This window comes from Pseudomonas sp. NPDC088444 (assembly GCF_044900175.1).
GTDB lineage: Bacteria > Pseudomonadota > Gammaproteobacteria > Pseudomonadales > Pseudomonadaceae > Aquipseudomonas.
Genome location: NZ_JBJDNK010000005.1, coordinates 368,888 through 383,209, shown reverse-complemented (window position 1 = coordinate 383,209; position 14,322 = coordinate 368,888). Strand labels below are relative to the sequence as shown.

Annotated in this window: 12 protein-coding genes; 5 read left to right on the top strand and 7 right to left on the bottom strand. The window is 54.7% G+C overall.

Going from position 1 to position 14,322, the window contains the following annotated elements; translation table 11 throughout:
* Positions 1-2 precede the first annotated feature (2 nt).
* Both ACI2KB_RS12790 and ACI2KB_RS12785 read left to right on the top strand, forming a co-directional pair.
* Positions 3-1,163 carry an alpha/beta hydrolase gene (locus ACI2KB_RS12790; protein ID WP_404634970.1) on the top strand — a complete coding sequence of 387 codons (1,161 nt, stop codon included), beginning with the start codon at positions 3-5 and terminating at the stop codon, positions 1,161-1,163.
* Between the two features lie 107 nt (positions 1,164-1,270).
* Complete coding sequence (locus ACI2KB_RS12785) at positions 1,271-2,488, top strand: MFS transporter (RefSeq protein WP_404634968.1); 1,218 nt, start codon at positions 1,271-1,273, stop codon at positions 2,486-2,488.
* A gap of 210 nt (positions 2,489-2,698) precedes the next feature.
* Here ACI2KB_RS12785 and ACI2KB_RS12780 read toward each other — a convergent pair whose 3' ends face one another.
* From ACI2KB_RS12780 to ACI2KB_RS12770, 3 genes are all read right to left on the bottom strand, one after another.
* Positions 2,699-3,865 (bottom strand): MFS transporter, encoded by a 1,167-nt coding sequence (locus ACI2KB_RS12780; protein WP_404634966.1) that lies wholly within the window; start codon positions 3,863-3,865, stop codon positions 2,699-2,701.
* 157 nt (positions 3,866-4,022) lie between these two features.
* The gene (locus tag ACI2KB_RS12775) at positions 4,023-4,874 is read right to left on the bottom strand and encodes an N-acyl homoserine lactonase family protein (protein ID WP_404634964.1); all 852 of its coding nucleotides are present in this window, start codon (positions 4,872-4,874) and stop codon (positions 4,023-4,025) included.
* 124 nt (positions 4,875-4,998) lie between these two features.
* On the bottom strand, positions 4,999-6,126 hold the full coding sequence (locus ACI2KB_RS12770) for an alkene reductase (protein ID WP_404634962.1): 1,128 nt from the start codon (positions 6,124-6,126) through the stop codon (positions 4,999-5,001).
* A 232-nt stretch (positions 6,127-6,358) separates the two neighbouring features.
* Here ACI2KB_RS12770 and ACI2KB_RS12765 point away from each other — a divergent pair, with 232 nt between their 5' ends.
* The 3 genes from ACI2KB_RS12765 to ACI2KB_RS12755 all read left to right on the top strand — a co-directional run bounded on the left by ACI2KB_RS12765 (position 6,359) and on the right by ACI2KB_RS12755 (position 10,411).
* Complete coding sequence (locus ACI2KB_RS12765; RefSeq protein WP_404634960.1) at positions 6,359-7,276, top strand: LysR family transcriptional regulator; 918 nt, start codon at positions 6,359-6,361, stop codon at positions 7,274-7,276.
* A gap of 459 nt (positions 7,277-7,735) precedes the next feature.
* Entirely contained in the window at positions 7,736-8,497 is a 762-nt protein-coding gene (locus ACI2KB_RS12760; RefSeq protein ID WP_404634958.1) for an SDR family oxidoreductase, read from the top strand.
* 87 nt (positions 8,498-8,584) lie between these two features.
* Positions 8,585-10,411: a monovalent cation:proton antiporter-2 (CPA2) family protein gene (locus ACI2KB_RS12755; RefSeq protein WP_404634957.1), complete on the top strand. Its 1,827-nt coding sequence runs from the start codon at positions 8,585-8,587 to the stop codon at positions 10,409-10,411.
* Positions 10,412-10,558: 147 nt separating this feature from the next.
* On the opposite strand, the gene ACI2KB_RS12750 is transcribed toward ACI2KB_RS12755, so the two are convergent.
* The 4 genes from ACI2KB_RS12750 to ACI2KB_RS12735 all read right to left on the bottom strand — a co-directional run bounded on the left by ACI2KB_RS12750 (position 10,559) and on the right by ACI2KB_RS12735 (position 14,311).
* Positions 10,559-11,467 (bottom strand): alpha/beta hydrolase, encoded by a 909-nt coding sequence (locus ACI2KB_RS12750; RefSeq protein ID WP_404634956.1) that lies wholly within the window; start codon positions 11,465-11,467, stop codon positions 10,559-10,561.
* A gap of 264 nt (positions 11,468-11,731) precedes the next feature.
* On the bottom strand, positions 11,732-12,157 hold the full coding sequence (locus ACI2KB_RS12745) for a hypothetical protein (protein ID WP_404634955.1): 426 nt from the start codon (positions 12,155-12,157) through the stop codon (positions 11,732-11,734).
* 146 nt (positions 12,158-12,303) lie between these two features.
* Positions 12,304-13,239 carry a LysR substrate-binding domain-containing protein gene (locus ACI2KB_RS12740; protein WP_404634954.1) on the bottom strand — a complete coding sequence of 312 codons (936 nt, stop codon included), beginning with the start codon at positions 13,237-13,239 and terminating at the stop codon, positions 12,304-12,306.
* Between the two features lies 1 nt (position 13,240).
* On the bottom strand, positions 13,241-14,311 hold the full coding sequence (locus ACI2KB_RS12735) for a D-cysteine desulfhydrase family protein (RefSeq protein WP_404634953.1): 1,071 nt from the start codon (positions 14,309-14,311) through the stop codon (positions 13,241-13,243).
* Positions 14,312-14,322: the final 11 nt, after the last annotated feature.

The window sequence follows — 14,322 nt, the reverse complement described above, 5'->3', positions numbered from 1 at the left end:
CCATGACAGACCATGTTGAAGCCACCTTCGACGGCCAAGATGCAGCCGAGACTGACGTCGCACGTCGCACAGTGCTGAAGCTGACAGGTACCGGTATTGCCGCCTTGGGCGTAGGCGCATTCATCACAAGTGGGCCGGCCTCGGCTCAGTCGCAAGTGAACCTTGAGAATAAATGGGACAAGACCTTCCCCAAAAGCGGCAAGGTCTACCACAGGAAGGTCACCTTCAAAAACCGTTATGGCATCACGTTGGCAGCGGATTTGTATCAGCCGAAAAACGTCAGCGGTAAGCTTCCCGCGATTGCCATCAGTGGTCCATTTGGCGCGGTGAAGGAGCAGTCCTCTGGCCTCTACGCCCAGACCATGGCTGAAAATGGCTTCGTTACGGTGGCGTTCGATCCTTCTTACACTGGAGAAAGCAGCGGCGAGCCCCGTAACCTGGCATCCCCGGACATCAACACTGAAGATTTCAGCGCCGCAGTAGACTTTCTTGGCCTTCAGGCCAATGTTGACCGAAACCGCATTGGCGCCATCGGCATCTGCGGCTTCAGCGGCATGGTCCTGACCGCTGCGACCAGTGACTCGCGTATCAAGGCGGTTGCTACGGTTTCCATGTATGACATGTCCCGCAGCATGAGTCGCAGTTACAAAGACAGTTATACGCTGGAGCAACGCCATAAGGTTATCGATTATCTGAGCCAGCAACGCTGGGCTGACGCAAAAAGCGGCAAGCCCTCGCTCGGCTATCACGAGGTTCCTTTTGACGAACATGGCAACATCGTCAAAGGGCAGCGCGTACTGCCTGACACTTTGCCTGCTGATCCGAACCCGGTCTTGGCAAGTTTCTTCGATTATTACCGGACTGCGCGTGGATTCCATCCCAGAGGCATCAACTCCACGACAGCCTGGACAGCCACCACCCCAGTTTCGTTCTTCAGCTTCCCGATGTACGCCAACATCGAAATGATTTCACCGCGACCCGTTTTGTTGGTAGCCGGTGAAAACGCTCATTCACGCTACTACTCGGAAGACGTCTACACCGCAGCTTCCGAGCCCAAGACCCTGCTGCTCGTGCCGAATGCCGACCATGTCGATCTGTACGATCAGATGGACAAGATTCCGTTCGACAAACTGACCGCATTCTTCGACCAGCATCTGGCTTGAGTGCTCGCTATCTGATGGCGTGAGCAGAACTCCACAGCAATTTCCTCGGTCGCCCCGTCCACTGGATGGACGCGGCCTATTTTTATGGGCAGATCAACGAGTCTTACATGGCAAGTCAAAGCAGTAGCTCCATCCAGGCCACAGATCTCTCAGGCAACGCGGAAACCCGGCACGCCCATTGGAGCGGTGTTTTCGCGATGACTCTGTGTGTCTTTGCGCTCATCGCGTCCGAGTTCATGCCGGTAAGCCTGCTGACGCCGATTGCAGCCGAACTGGGCATTACTGAAGGCATGGCGGGTCAAGGCATCGCCATCTCCGGCGCGTTTGCCGTGCTGACCAGCCTGTCGATTGCCTGGATGGCTGGCAGCCTGGATCGCAAAACCCTGTTACTCGGACTCACTGTGCTGATGGGGATTTCGGGGGCGATTGTCGCGCTGGCACCGAACTACTTTACCTATATGGTTGGTCGTGCACTTATCGGCATCGTCATTGGTGGTTTTTGGTCGATGTCCGCAGCAACAGCGATGCGCTTGGTGCCCTCAGCGGAGGTACCCAAGGCGCTGGCGATCTTCAACAGCGGCAATGCGCTGGCCACCGTGATTGCGGCGCCTCTCGGCAGCTACCTGGGCTCGATGGTCGGTTGGCGTGGTGCGTTTCTGGCTCTCGTTCCCGTAGCGATTACAGCATTGGTATGGCAATGGCTCAGCTTGCCATCCATGAAGGCAGCACGCGGATCAGGAGTCAGTAATGTTCTAAACCTGCTCAAGGGCCGAACCGTTGCTTTGGGAATGGCAGCCAGCGGTGCCTTCTTCATGGGCCAGTTCACTCTTTTCACCTACGTTCGCCCGTTTCTTGAAACGGTGACACAGGTTGATGTCCGCGTACTCTCCTTCATCCTGCTCGTGATCGGGGTGGCGGGTTTCATCGGCACGGTGTTGATCGGCATGTTCCTCAAGCGCGGCCTCTACGGAACATTAATCATCGTTTCCCTGCTGATGGCATTGATCGCCCTAATGCTGATCCCTTGGGGGCGCTGGGTAATCCCTGTCGCCGTGCTGCTCGGGTTCTGGGGACTTCTGGCGACAGCTGCACCCGTGGGCTGGTGGAGCTGGGTAGCCCAGGCCATGCCGGAGAACGCGGAAGCTGGCGGCGGACTAATGGTGGCGGTGGTTCAATTGTGCATCGCACTAGGTTCGATGCTCGGAGGATTGCTGTTCGACAGTACTGGCTACCGGAGCACTTTTTGCGCCAGCTCGACTTTGCTTCTTGTGGCAGCCGCGCTGACGTTCCTTACCTCACGTTCGAAGGCACCTCAGGCTTCATGAGGCTACTCACAATCAAGACAAGACAGAGCAGGTCAAACTTGCTCACGTTCACTGCGACTTGATCGGGATCGAATGGCGTTGCTAATGACCGTCCGCTATGGGTCGAAAGCGGACGGTCACAAGCCCTGCTTTCATTTCATACCTTTCAAGGCAACGAAGGTATGGGAGTGACAAGCAGAAAGCCTTGGCTTCAGACAATGTACATTCCAATCAAAGATGATCGCTTTTGACGTTTGCGGAGATCAGTACACAGGCGCACGCCAACACCAGTAACAACGTGCTGGTGAGCATCAAGCCTGTGAAACCCCAGCCCGGGTATGCCCAGCCCGCCAATGCGGCCCCCGTTCCGATTCCGCAAAACACAAACGCAGCCGTCAACGCCAATGCCGTCCCTCGGTACTCGGCCAAATGTTCGATGACTCTGCGTTGCTGTGAGGGCCAGATGATGTCTGTCGCGATGGCCCAAACCACTAACATCGCGAACAGCCAGCCTAGCAGGTGTGGCCCTGCGCCAAGCAACAGCATCAGGATCGCCAGGACCGCCATACTTGCGATCAGCAGACGGTCTGCGCTGTAACGTGCCGCCAGGCGGGTCACCAGGAGGTTGCCCAACACCCCTGCGACGCCCAGCACCAGCAACGCTAGGGAGACGTCATGTGCGCTGCCGTTGTAGACATCCTGCACAATCGGAACGATGAACGAATACGTCGTATAAACCGCTGCCGTGACAAAAAACGCCACGCCGAAAACGCTCAATGAATGCAGCCGGGTCAGCATGAACACAACGGTACGAAAGGCAACCTGCTGGCCCGGCGTCCGGTTCGGTACTTGCCACACGATCAGCAGCGCCGTGATCAACGCCGCTGCGCTGATTGCGATAAACAGGCTGCGAACTCCCACTTGGTAAGCGACCCAGCTCGACAACGGGATGCCGACCAGCCCCGCAACACTCAGCCCGAGCAAGACCATGGCGATAGCACTTCCCTGGCGTTCGCTGCTGACCAGGCTTGACCCCAACGCCGCCAGCACCGGCCCGATGAACGCGGCACCGAGCCCCATGATGATCCTGGAAATGATCAGCACCGTGTAATTGGGCGCTGTTGCAAACACCAGCGCACCGAGGCCAAAGCCGCACAGGCCGAGCAACACCTGACGCTGCCTGGGGATATGCCCCAGTAGTACCTGAAGCAACGGTGCTGCCAGCGCAAAGGTGACACCAAACGCAGTCATGAGATAGGCGCTTTCTGCGTTATCGAGGTGCCATTCCCGCCCGATCGGCTCCAGGCTGCCAATAACGGAAAGCGCTCCGACTGCCTGTACAAAATACGCGACACTCAAGATCCGCAGCGCTCTCGTCGTGTGCTGATCGATGCTCATGGTGATTCCTTGGTTGTTCGAAGCGGCTAAGTTTTGCGATGCGAATGGAGGATGTCGTAGCCGGCCGAGGCCCGCCCTTTTCTTGCACGCGCTACCGGGCGTGAGGCTTCTGTAGCGCTCACGCCCGCGTAACGCGGAGATACCGGTGAAAGACCACTCAATCAAGGAACTGTGGAGGCTTCGGCAATTTCTGGTTGTCTACCGGCTCGTGCTGAATAACCAAGGTGGCGTGGGTCTTGGCGATGATGTCGTCCAGCTTTTTGCCCGAGGTCATGGTTTGCTCATGATCGTAATTCCAGATGGGCACTTGATGGCGTTCATGGTTCTCCGTGAAGTGCCATTGATCTCCAGAGAGAATGTAAGGGCCCGCTTTTTTCAGATTGAGCAGCAGGGCCATGCTCCCGGGGGTATGACCAGGCGTCTGGATGGTCTTCAGGGTGCCGTCGCCGAACAGATCGACATCGCCATCAATGACCCTGACCCGCTCCAGCTTGTCGCCTGAAATATGGGAGCTGAAAAGATCCGCCATGATGTAGTGCTCGGAGGCTTTTTTGGTGTCCTTCATCGCTTCCAGTTCGGCGCGCTGGATGATCAGCGTCGCGTTGGGAAAATCGTTTACTTGCCCGGAGTGGTCAAAGTGGGCGTGCGATACCGCGACATATTTGATGTCGTCCGGGCGCAGGCCCAGGTCTTTGATTTGATCAACCACGGTGCGATTCAGTTTGGTTGTGAAGGTGCCCTCGGTCAGTGGTCCTTTCAGATATTTCTCGGGCAGTCCCGCGTCCCACAGCAGCCAGTCATTACCGTGCTTGATCAGATAGCAAGACATGACGATGTCATAGGACTGCCCCTTATAGAGGCCGGTGTCGGACATCATCGACTTGTCGCCGAGTGTCATCTGACCGCAGTCAAGCCGGTACATCTTGACCTCGGGGGTTGCCGCCAACGCCTGCCCTGCGGCCATCAGGGAAAACGCGCTTGCCGCGAGTGTTGACAGAAAACGATTCATTATTGATCTCCCACACTTTTATGACTGCACAACCAGGCGTTGCGTACTGTTGAGCTTCCGGCAGTCCGTGAACGGCCACCATCACCGCCTGGCATACATGACCCCAAACGTTGGTATGAGGCGATTAGTTGGCCGAATACGGCGCGTAGTCGATATAGCCCTTGGCGGTGCCGACATAAAAAGTCTCCCTGTCAGGCACGGTCAGTGGCCAGCCGTGCTGGAGCCTTGCGACCAGATCGGGGTTACCGATATACGGTTGTCCAAAAGCCGCCAGATCAATCAGACCTGACGTTGTCAGCGCCTGGGCCCGCTCAAGCGTCATGTCGCCGGCCAGTATCAGCACCGTGTGGCCCAGCGCCTCTTTGCAGCGCTTAAGCAAGTTGCGCAGTGATTGCGCCTGTTCGGCGCCTTCGCCGCCGTTCAGGAAAAAGTGCGACTGGTCCATGACGTGCACGTAGGCCAAGCCGCGCTGGCTCAAACCTGCACACAACGCCGTATAGGTTTCATCGATTTGCGGATACACCGGCATGTCGTACAGCTGGCCGTACGGCGAAATGCGATAGCCCACCTTGTCTGCGCCGATTCTCGCGCTGACTGCATCCACGACCTCAAACGCAAAACGCAGACGATCATCCAGATGCTGTGCGGAGTAGCGGTCGGTCCGGTCATTGACTAACGGGTTCATGAACTGCTCGAACAGATACCCGTTCGCGCCGTGGATCTCCACCCCATCGAATCCGGCAGCCATGGCGTTTTCTGCAGCCTGAGCAAACTGTTCGACGATCTGGGCAACCTCGTGAGTTTCCAGTGCGCGCGGGGCCGAGGTTTCAACGAAGCCGGTTTCGCCCGACTCGGTGTACGCATAAACCGTGGCGCCTTTGGCGACCTTGCCGGTAGAGCTGACCGGCGGCTGGTTATCTACTTGAAGAGATGTGTGGGAAATCCGTCCAACGTGCCAAATCTGAGCAAACATTTTGCCGCCGACGCTGTGCACGGAATCGGTGACAAGCTTCCACCCGTCGATCTGCTCCGGGGTGTAAATGCCCGGGTTGTAGAGGTAGCCATGGCCTGCCCGAGAAACGGGCGTGCCCTCGGAAATGATAAGGCCCGCTGTAGCGCGCTGCGTGTAATACAACGCCAGTTGCTCATTGGCCACCTCGGTACGTGCGCGGGAGCGCGTCAGTGGCGCCATCACAATGCGGTTATTGAGCGACAAGCCTTTGAGATCGAATGTTTCGAAGAGGTCAGCCATAAGGTGCTTCCTGTCGTGGGCGCGGTCTGACTGTCAATCAGCGAGCCGCTTCAAAGGGGTAAGGGGTCGTTTCCGACGCTTCAGCAGAGTCTATGGCTGTGCTTAATTCGCTACAATTCAGCGGAAAAGCAAAACACCAGTGCTGAAAAAGCATGACCAAAGTCTGGCAAGTGTTCACTCGTCCAGCAGCGCGAGTGCCCCGCTCAATGAATCGGGACGATACGAGGTGCCCATGCAACTGAAAGCTCAGCGATACCTTGCGATGGTGGCGACCACCGGAAGTTTTTCAGCAACAGCGCGACATTTCCGCGTGCCCTCTTCGTCGGTGTCGAGATTCATCGCGGCACTCGAGCGAGAAGCCGGGCAGCAACTGCTATACCGGAACACCCGAGGCGTGAAGCTGACCGAGGCGGGCAAGCGTTATTACTCGCAGATCCGGACCGTGCTGGAGTTGCTGGATGCTGCGGACGAGGAACTGGCAGGCAACGTTGGCAAGATTCGAGGCATCGTACGAATCAACGCCCCTGCCACGTTCGGGCGCCTGCATTTCGGGAGGCTGATCACCGAACTGCGATCGGTCTACCCGGAACTCGTCATCGAGTTGACACTCACCGATGAATTGATCGACCCGATCAAAGAAGGCGCAGACATCATCTTCAGAATCGGCCACCTAGAGAGTTCTGACCTGATAGGCCGTCGTATTTGCGAGCAGCGATTTGTCCTGTGTGCAAGCCATGGCTATTTGAGTCGACACACAGAACCGCAGCATCCAGAGCAATTGAAGGACCACTCGTGCCTGGTGCACTTTGGAAGCGGCGGCACCGAGCGCTGGTTTTTTCGTGACACTGAAAGGGGCGCACCTATTGCTGTTGACGTGACAGGCCCCATTCGATGCAACAACAGTGAATTGCTGCTCCACGCGGCGTCGGCCGGTGAGGGAGTTGTGTTAGTACCGTCATGGCTTCTTCATGGAAAGAATGTTGAAGCAGAGCTCAAAATCCTTCTTCCGGATTTTGGCGGTGCATTGAGCACCGTACCATCCCAGATGCATCTGATCTCTCCTGAAAACAGATTACGGTCACAGAAGGTACGAGCAGTGTGGGACTTCATATTGAAGGCAATCGGAACGCCGCCCTACTGGGACCATTGAGTTGGAGCCCTGGTCTCTGCCCAATTGACCCGACGCTAAGGATATGACCGACACCACAGACTGCTTTCGGCCAGAAGCGGTCACCCGCAAGCAACCGCCTAATAGCGATGCCACTTCTGACCGAATGGGCCATAGCTTGTAGCCACCAATTCCTCAATCGCTTGTGCGGTTGCCTGAGCTGCAGAGGCTGGACAAAAAAGCCTGCCCTCCACGTCACAGGCAGAAGATAAATGGATCCCAGGAACCGGCACTACACCAAGCCAGACCCGCTTTGGTGGATTTCGGCCCACTTAAACGCACTCATAAGGATCGTATTCGTAGCGTGAAATTGAGACTGGACGACGAAGTTTTTCTTTATCGCCGCCTTAGTTCTTGTCGTTTGGCAGCACTTGGGCATTTTTGGATATTAACCCCACGCCTGAAACGGCAACTTCAATATCCCAGAGTGAGTCAACGACTATGAGCAAATCGATTCGCAATTTTGACAACAAAGTGATTCTGATCACCGGTGGTACTTCAGGTATTGGGTTTGAGACAGCGCGCCAATTCATCGCTCAGGGCGCGCAGGTTGTAGTGACCGGTGTATCGAATCAACGGGTGGAAGCGACCGCCAAAGAACTGGGCGAAAAGGCGGTGGTATTAGCTGCGGACCTTCGTCAACCTGAGTCTCTCGATGCAGTGATCGCTGAAGTCGCAGAGCGCTACGGTCGCCTGGATGTGGTTTTTGCCAATGCAGGTGCAGGTACTGCTGCACCCCTTGAGCAAATTACTGCCGCGCAGATCGATGAGCAATTCAGCTTGAACTTCAGCGGCTGCTTTTTCACCGTGCAAAAGGCAGCGCCCCTATTGAGCAAGGGTGCAAGTGTCATTTTAACCACTTCGTTTCTGAACAGCGTGGGTACGCCTGGCCTTTCGATCTTGTCAGCGACTAAAGCCGCTGTTCGCTCATTGGCACGGACCCTTGGCGCTGAGCTAGCACCACGAGGCATCCGCGTTAACGCCGTTAGCCCTGGGCCTATCAGCACACCCTTTCATGCGAAGCTGGGTCTGTCGGACGAACAGTTGAAAGAGGTGGCCGCAGGCATTGAAGCGTCCGTTCCACTTGGGCGCTTCGGTGAGGCGAATGAAGTTGCCAAGGCGGTTCTCTTCCTAGCCAGTGATCAGGCCTCATTCATCACTGGCGAAGAAATCGTCGTGGACGGGGGTCTATCACAGTTTTGATCTCGATGCCCCGGGCTTCGCCCCCCGGGGCACTGCGTTAGCCAGCAAAACGCTGACGTCTGGACCATATGAAGTGGGATATCTGCGATGACACATGAAGCCAGCTTACTCGAGTCAGCAGTGATTTTTTTGCTTTCAGCGGTTGTCACTGTGCTACTCACAAAGCGAATGCAATTGGGAGCAGTCTTGGGGTATCTACTCGCTGGAGTAGCAATTGGACCGCAAGCACTGGGCCTCATCGGGAACCCAGACCGCGTTTCAAGTTTCTCTGAATTGGGCGTGGTGCTACTCCTATTCGTGATCGGATTGGAGCTATCGCCAAAACGGCTTTGGCTCATGCGCAAATCTGTATTTGGTACGGGCTTGGTCCAGGTTATCTCAACCGCGACAGTCATTAGCGTTGTGGCAGCATTCGGTTTCGGATTATCTATCTCGTGCTCTCTAATAATCGGTATAGGCCTAGCACTGTCATCCACTGCATTCGGGGTTCAGAGCCTCGCAGAAAGTCGTCAGCTTCAAAGCCCCCATGGGCGATTAGCCTTTGCGATCCTGCTGTTTCAGGACATCGCAGCTATTCCTTTGATAGCAATGTTGCCTTTGATCGGGACAGGCGACTCTGGCATCGGTGAAAGTACAGGTACCTTGCACGTGGTTAAGGCGCTGGCGTGCATTGCCTTTGTGGTGGTGGCAGGAAGGTACTTCATACAGCCAGTGTTTAGGGCAGTGGCTCGCACGGGGCTCCCGGAAGTATCCACCGCAACTGCGTTGCTCGTGGTAGTGGGTACGGCCTGGCTAATGGATAAGGCAGGGCTTTCGATGGCCTTGGGCACCTTTATTGCAGGTCTACTTTTGTCAGGCTCCGAATATCGCCACGAGTTGGCGTCACAGATTGAACCCTTTAAAGGACTCCTGCTGGCGCTCTTTTTTATGAGCGTGGGCATGGGAGCGAACCTGGAACTGCTGTATCAGTCGCCTATTGAAATAGTGGGTCTAGCAGCACTCTTGGTATTAATAAAGCTTCCTCTAGTGACGGTGATTGGTCGTACCGCTGGCGGCTTGAAGTCACACGATGCTGTGAAATTGGGGATGGTTCTGGCAGCAGGTGGGGAGTTCGCCTTCGTCGTATTCCAACAGGGAAAAAGTCTTGGCCTGATAAATCAACTCACTTATGAGGTCCTTACGATGACCATTACTCTCTCAATGTGTCTGACACCCCCAATGATCTTGGCATACACTCGACTGAGCAGCACCACCCCTCTGATGGACAACAAGCAACCTGGCGATTATGCAAACTTTGATGCTAGTCACCCAAGAGTTGTTATAGCGGGGATGGGGCGAATGGGGCAAATCGTGGCCCGTATTCTTAGAGCTCAAAACGTACCCTTTACGGCATTGGATACTTCAGTAGAAACCATTGAATTGATCAGGAGCTTTGAGCGAGTGCCCGTATTCTACGGAGATCCGCTGAGACCTGAGATTCTTACCGCTGCTAACGTTGGCAATGCAGATTATTTCATTGTTGTTAATGATGACCCCGACGTGAGCGTTCGATTGGTGGAGCTCGTTCATCGGCTTTATCCCCACGTCAAAATCATCGCCAGAGCGCGAAATAGACAGCACTCTCATCGTCTCGTTGATGCGGGCGCCGAGGCTATTCGCGAGACATTCTATTCTAGCCTTGAAATGACCAGGGGTGCGCTGGTGGGCATGGGAATGAGCCATGCGCACGCGGAGCGGAGAATTCGCCAATTCGCAGAGCATGATGAAAAGGTATTGGCTCTTCAGCGGATGATTCATGAGGATGAAGCAAGAGTCCTGGAAACCACTCATGATGCGCGCAAAGAGTTGGCAGAATTATTTAGCTCTGATCTGGACGATAATGTAAAAACTGTGCCGTCTACCGCAACGGCTTAGATGAGTCGGGCCGCGCAAGCCACGTCCGATCCACGGAGGACGATTGTGAAGGGTGGCTGGTATAGCCGCTGGGCCAGCCACCTCTCGCTATGCGCTTAACGCTGCAGCGTCGGATGCCGCAGCTCACGTTGCATGTGTTACGAATGGTTATGCATGGGAGTCCAGCCAGACCTGGTAGTGCGATGGCCATTTTACCGTCGGGGTGCCTGCTCTTCCCAACCCAAAACCATGGCCACCCGAGGAGTATCGATGCATTTCAACAGGTACTCCTGCCCGTTCGCAGACTGATGCCATGATGAGCGTGTTTTGAGGATCTGATATAGGGTCATCTTCCGCTTGGACAAGGAACATCGGTGGGGTGCGGTTTGTCACCATGTTTTGCACCGACCACCGGGCTTCATCCTCTGCACTGGAATGCGGCCCCACAAGTATCTTATGTGTGGATGTATGAGTATAAGGGCGCTCAAGCGTAATCACTGGATATATCAAAGCTGCTGCTTCTGCACGCGCCGGGATAGCGTCAATATCGTCAGTGGGTTTGTAAGATTGAAAACCTGTTTGATTGACTGCCATACCTAATAAGTGTCCACCCGCAGAAAAACCAAGCACGCTAACGTGCTTTTCTCGACTCCTCACCAGGCGCAACGCCCTCTGTGCATCTTGAAGAGATACAATGGCGCCATCATTCCAACCTTCTCCAGGCAACCGATAGCTCAGAATGTATGCGGTGTAGCCTATAGAGCTCAACCACTGGGCTGCAGGTATAGCTTCTGTTCCCTGCTCAATCCGTTTATATCCACCACCGGCTGCTATTAGTACGGCCTTCCCGTTAGGACGCTCGGGTTTGAAAATCTCCAAACTGGGGTGTGTTACGTTGCTCAGCGCACCCTTGCCGTCAAAATTTTCAGTCCCGCGTGGCCCTCCTCCTCCTGGAGGCTTGCCTTCCCATAACGCTATCTTTTGATTCCCTATCTGAAAGATACCTGCCTGCGCAAAGGCTGCTCTTGCACTCAAGATAGCCAGCGAGCTCATAACAATAAAATCACGGCGATTCATGATTACACCATATGGTTGTGAAACTTCAAAGTATCATGACATCCCATCACCCATCCCCATTGCGCACCACTCGTTCAGCGTTCAGTCAGGACGAGATTCGTCACCAATCGGGTGAAGATTTTTAAAATATAATGCGACCCTTTAATTCATGAATCTGCGGCAAACCGCTGCAGCTATTTTGCCTGATTTACGCTGCGCCCAAAAAAAGCCCGAAATCTCTTAAAAAATCTCGAGCCTTTGATAATTATGTTTAGAAGTAAAACATCAAGCAGTCGTTCTGATTGGATCTTTGCTGAGCGCCTCAGCCAACTGGGAACTGGCCTCAGAAAGAGCGGCTGAAGTCGCAGCGACCAAGCTCTGCGCTCCCATAACTGCGGTAGTTTTTTCAGTATCCGAAGCGTATTTTTTTGAAGATACTTGTTGGAGCTGTTGCTGCTGGTCCTGCAGCTGTTTTTCAAGTTCTTTTATACGCTTCTGCAGTGTAGCGACCGCAGGGCTCACGCCCCCCTCAGATGGGGCTGCGTTGGTTGAATCTTGTGAATGGCGAATGTCAGTCGAGGACTCCGAGTCAGTATTTATGTTCCTTGCCTCAACTGTGCCAGAAGCTTCGGCACGCAGCTGATTACCGGCCACACTACCTACAGCAGTTGCGCTTGCGGGACTAGTACCAGTGGTGATCTTAATACTCATGATGAGCTCCTAGGTGATAAGTCATAAGCCCAACAACAACCTCACGCCTAGCCGTGAGCTTTAACTCTCATCACGGGCAGGCGATTGGATTGTCACAATAACTGCCGTGAGATTCCCGGCACTTTTGATCTGCGAGCCACTGTTTTTCAAAAAGAACTTTCGCACTCGGGCCAAGGATCTCGAGCAGTCTCAAGCAGCCATTCCTTGAATGCTTGCGCCGCTACGGAAGCCTCAGTCTTCGCTATCTGCACAATGTAGTAAGCCAAAGGACTTGACTGAGCGTCACCGAATGGCCTAATCAGTCGTCCAGCATTCAGGTCGCCCATAACGAGACTGCTCCTTCCCAGCGCAACCCCGCTGCCTGCCATTGCCGCCTGTAATCCTGCGGCAGAATCAGTGATCCTTAAAACTCTGGAGCCTAACGACACCTCGTGTCCTGCGTGTTCAAGCCAACTTTCCCACGTAGGAAACGCCGGAGTTTCTCGCATAGACAGATCATGAATAATAACGTGGTGGCACAACATCTCTGGAGAGGTCAGAGGGTGATCTCCCTCTAGCAGCGCAGGGCTGCACACCGGAAAAAAAGTGTCATCCATCAGATGTGTTGCGGTTAGGCCCGGCCAGCGCCCGTGTCCGAAACGAATTCCCAAGTCGATACGCTCTGCTGCAAGATCAACCAATCTTCCATCTGTGTGCAGCATCAGTTCAAACTGAGGATACAATCCTTGAAACTGTTCGACTCGCCCAAGAAGCCACTTGTCCGCAAACGCAGGAGGGATAGTGACCGTAATGGTGTCCGGTGCCGCGCCTTTGCGTAAACCCTCGACAGCCTTCGTCATCATGTCAAACGCTTCTTGAAGCTGGCCCAAGGCAGTGATTGCGGGAGGCGTCAATTCCAATCGGGAGGGGCCCCCTCGATACCTATGAAAAAGGGGTATGCCATAGCTGTCTTCGAGACTGCGAACCAATTGACCTACCGCTGCCGGTGTGACGTTGAGTTCTTGAGCGGCACCGACAAAACTAAGGTGCCTGGCAGCAGCCTCAAACGCTCTCAGAGCATTGAGATGACGAGGCGCGCGCATGCTACAGAATCCCGACGGTTGAGTACGAATGCCCTGAAAAACTATCGTCAAGAGCACCTTGATAAGCGTAAATACTTGGCACTCCGCCGGTCATCAGGAATATGACGTCATCGCCTGAAGCGTAAGCGCCTGCACGAAGTTGCGCGAGCAACCCGGCGAACGCCTTGCCTGAATAAACCGGGTCCAAAAGCACCCCCTCAGTCTTGGCCAATAATCCCACTGCTTCAACCATGCTCTGGGTAGGCTGGCCATAAGCAGCCCCTAGCTGAGAGTCATCTACGCCTGGAGTAAAAACGTCGGGCAATCGATTCCCGCCTATCAGCTTCAACGTTGACGCGGCCAAATCTCGGGTGGCATCAATGGTGCTTCCTCGACTCGCCATAACTGCATAGCCGGTGATGATGTCTGGCGATTTTTCCAGATCGATCCACCCGGCGATGAGACCTGCCTGGGTCCCGCTGCTGCCATTTGCCAGCGAAATATTTCTGACATTCAAACCAGCTGCGTCCGCCTGTTGCGCTATTTCAAAAGCGCATTCGGCATAGCCCAAAGCCCCTAAGGCGGTTGAGCCCCCAGTGGGAATCACAGCGACCTTTTTGCCCTGCCCCTCAAGCCGGTCAATGAGCGATTTGGCGAACAGCTCAGCCGATTCATCTCTGTCCAACAAATGACTGTTTGCACCGAATATTCTGTTCAGCCAAGGATTTCCATTTGCTTGGTATTCATCGGTCCGGATGTCGACCTGCTGAGACAAGACCAGATGGCATTCCAATCCTAGCCTTGCGGACACTGCCGCAGTGAGTCGCGCATGGTTGGATTGTATGCCACCGAAAGTGACTACCGTATCCGCCCCATTACCTAGAATGGCAGCCATGTGATATTGAAGCTTTCTTATCTTGTTTCCGCCGCCTCCGATCGGCATCAAGTCATCACGCTTCAGATAAATCCCGGCATTGATCCCTTCACCGCGCAAGACCATCTCAAGATTCACCGCCCGTTGGAGAGGGGTTGGCCCTCCAATCAGATCGACAGAGGGAAATCCTGCGAAGCCGCTTTGAATCGAGTATTTCATCGCATAAGACT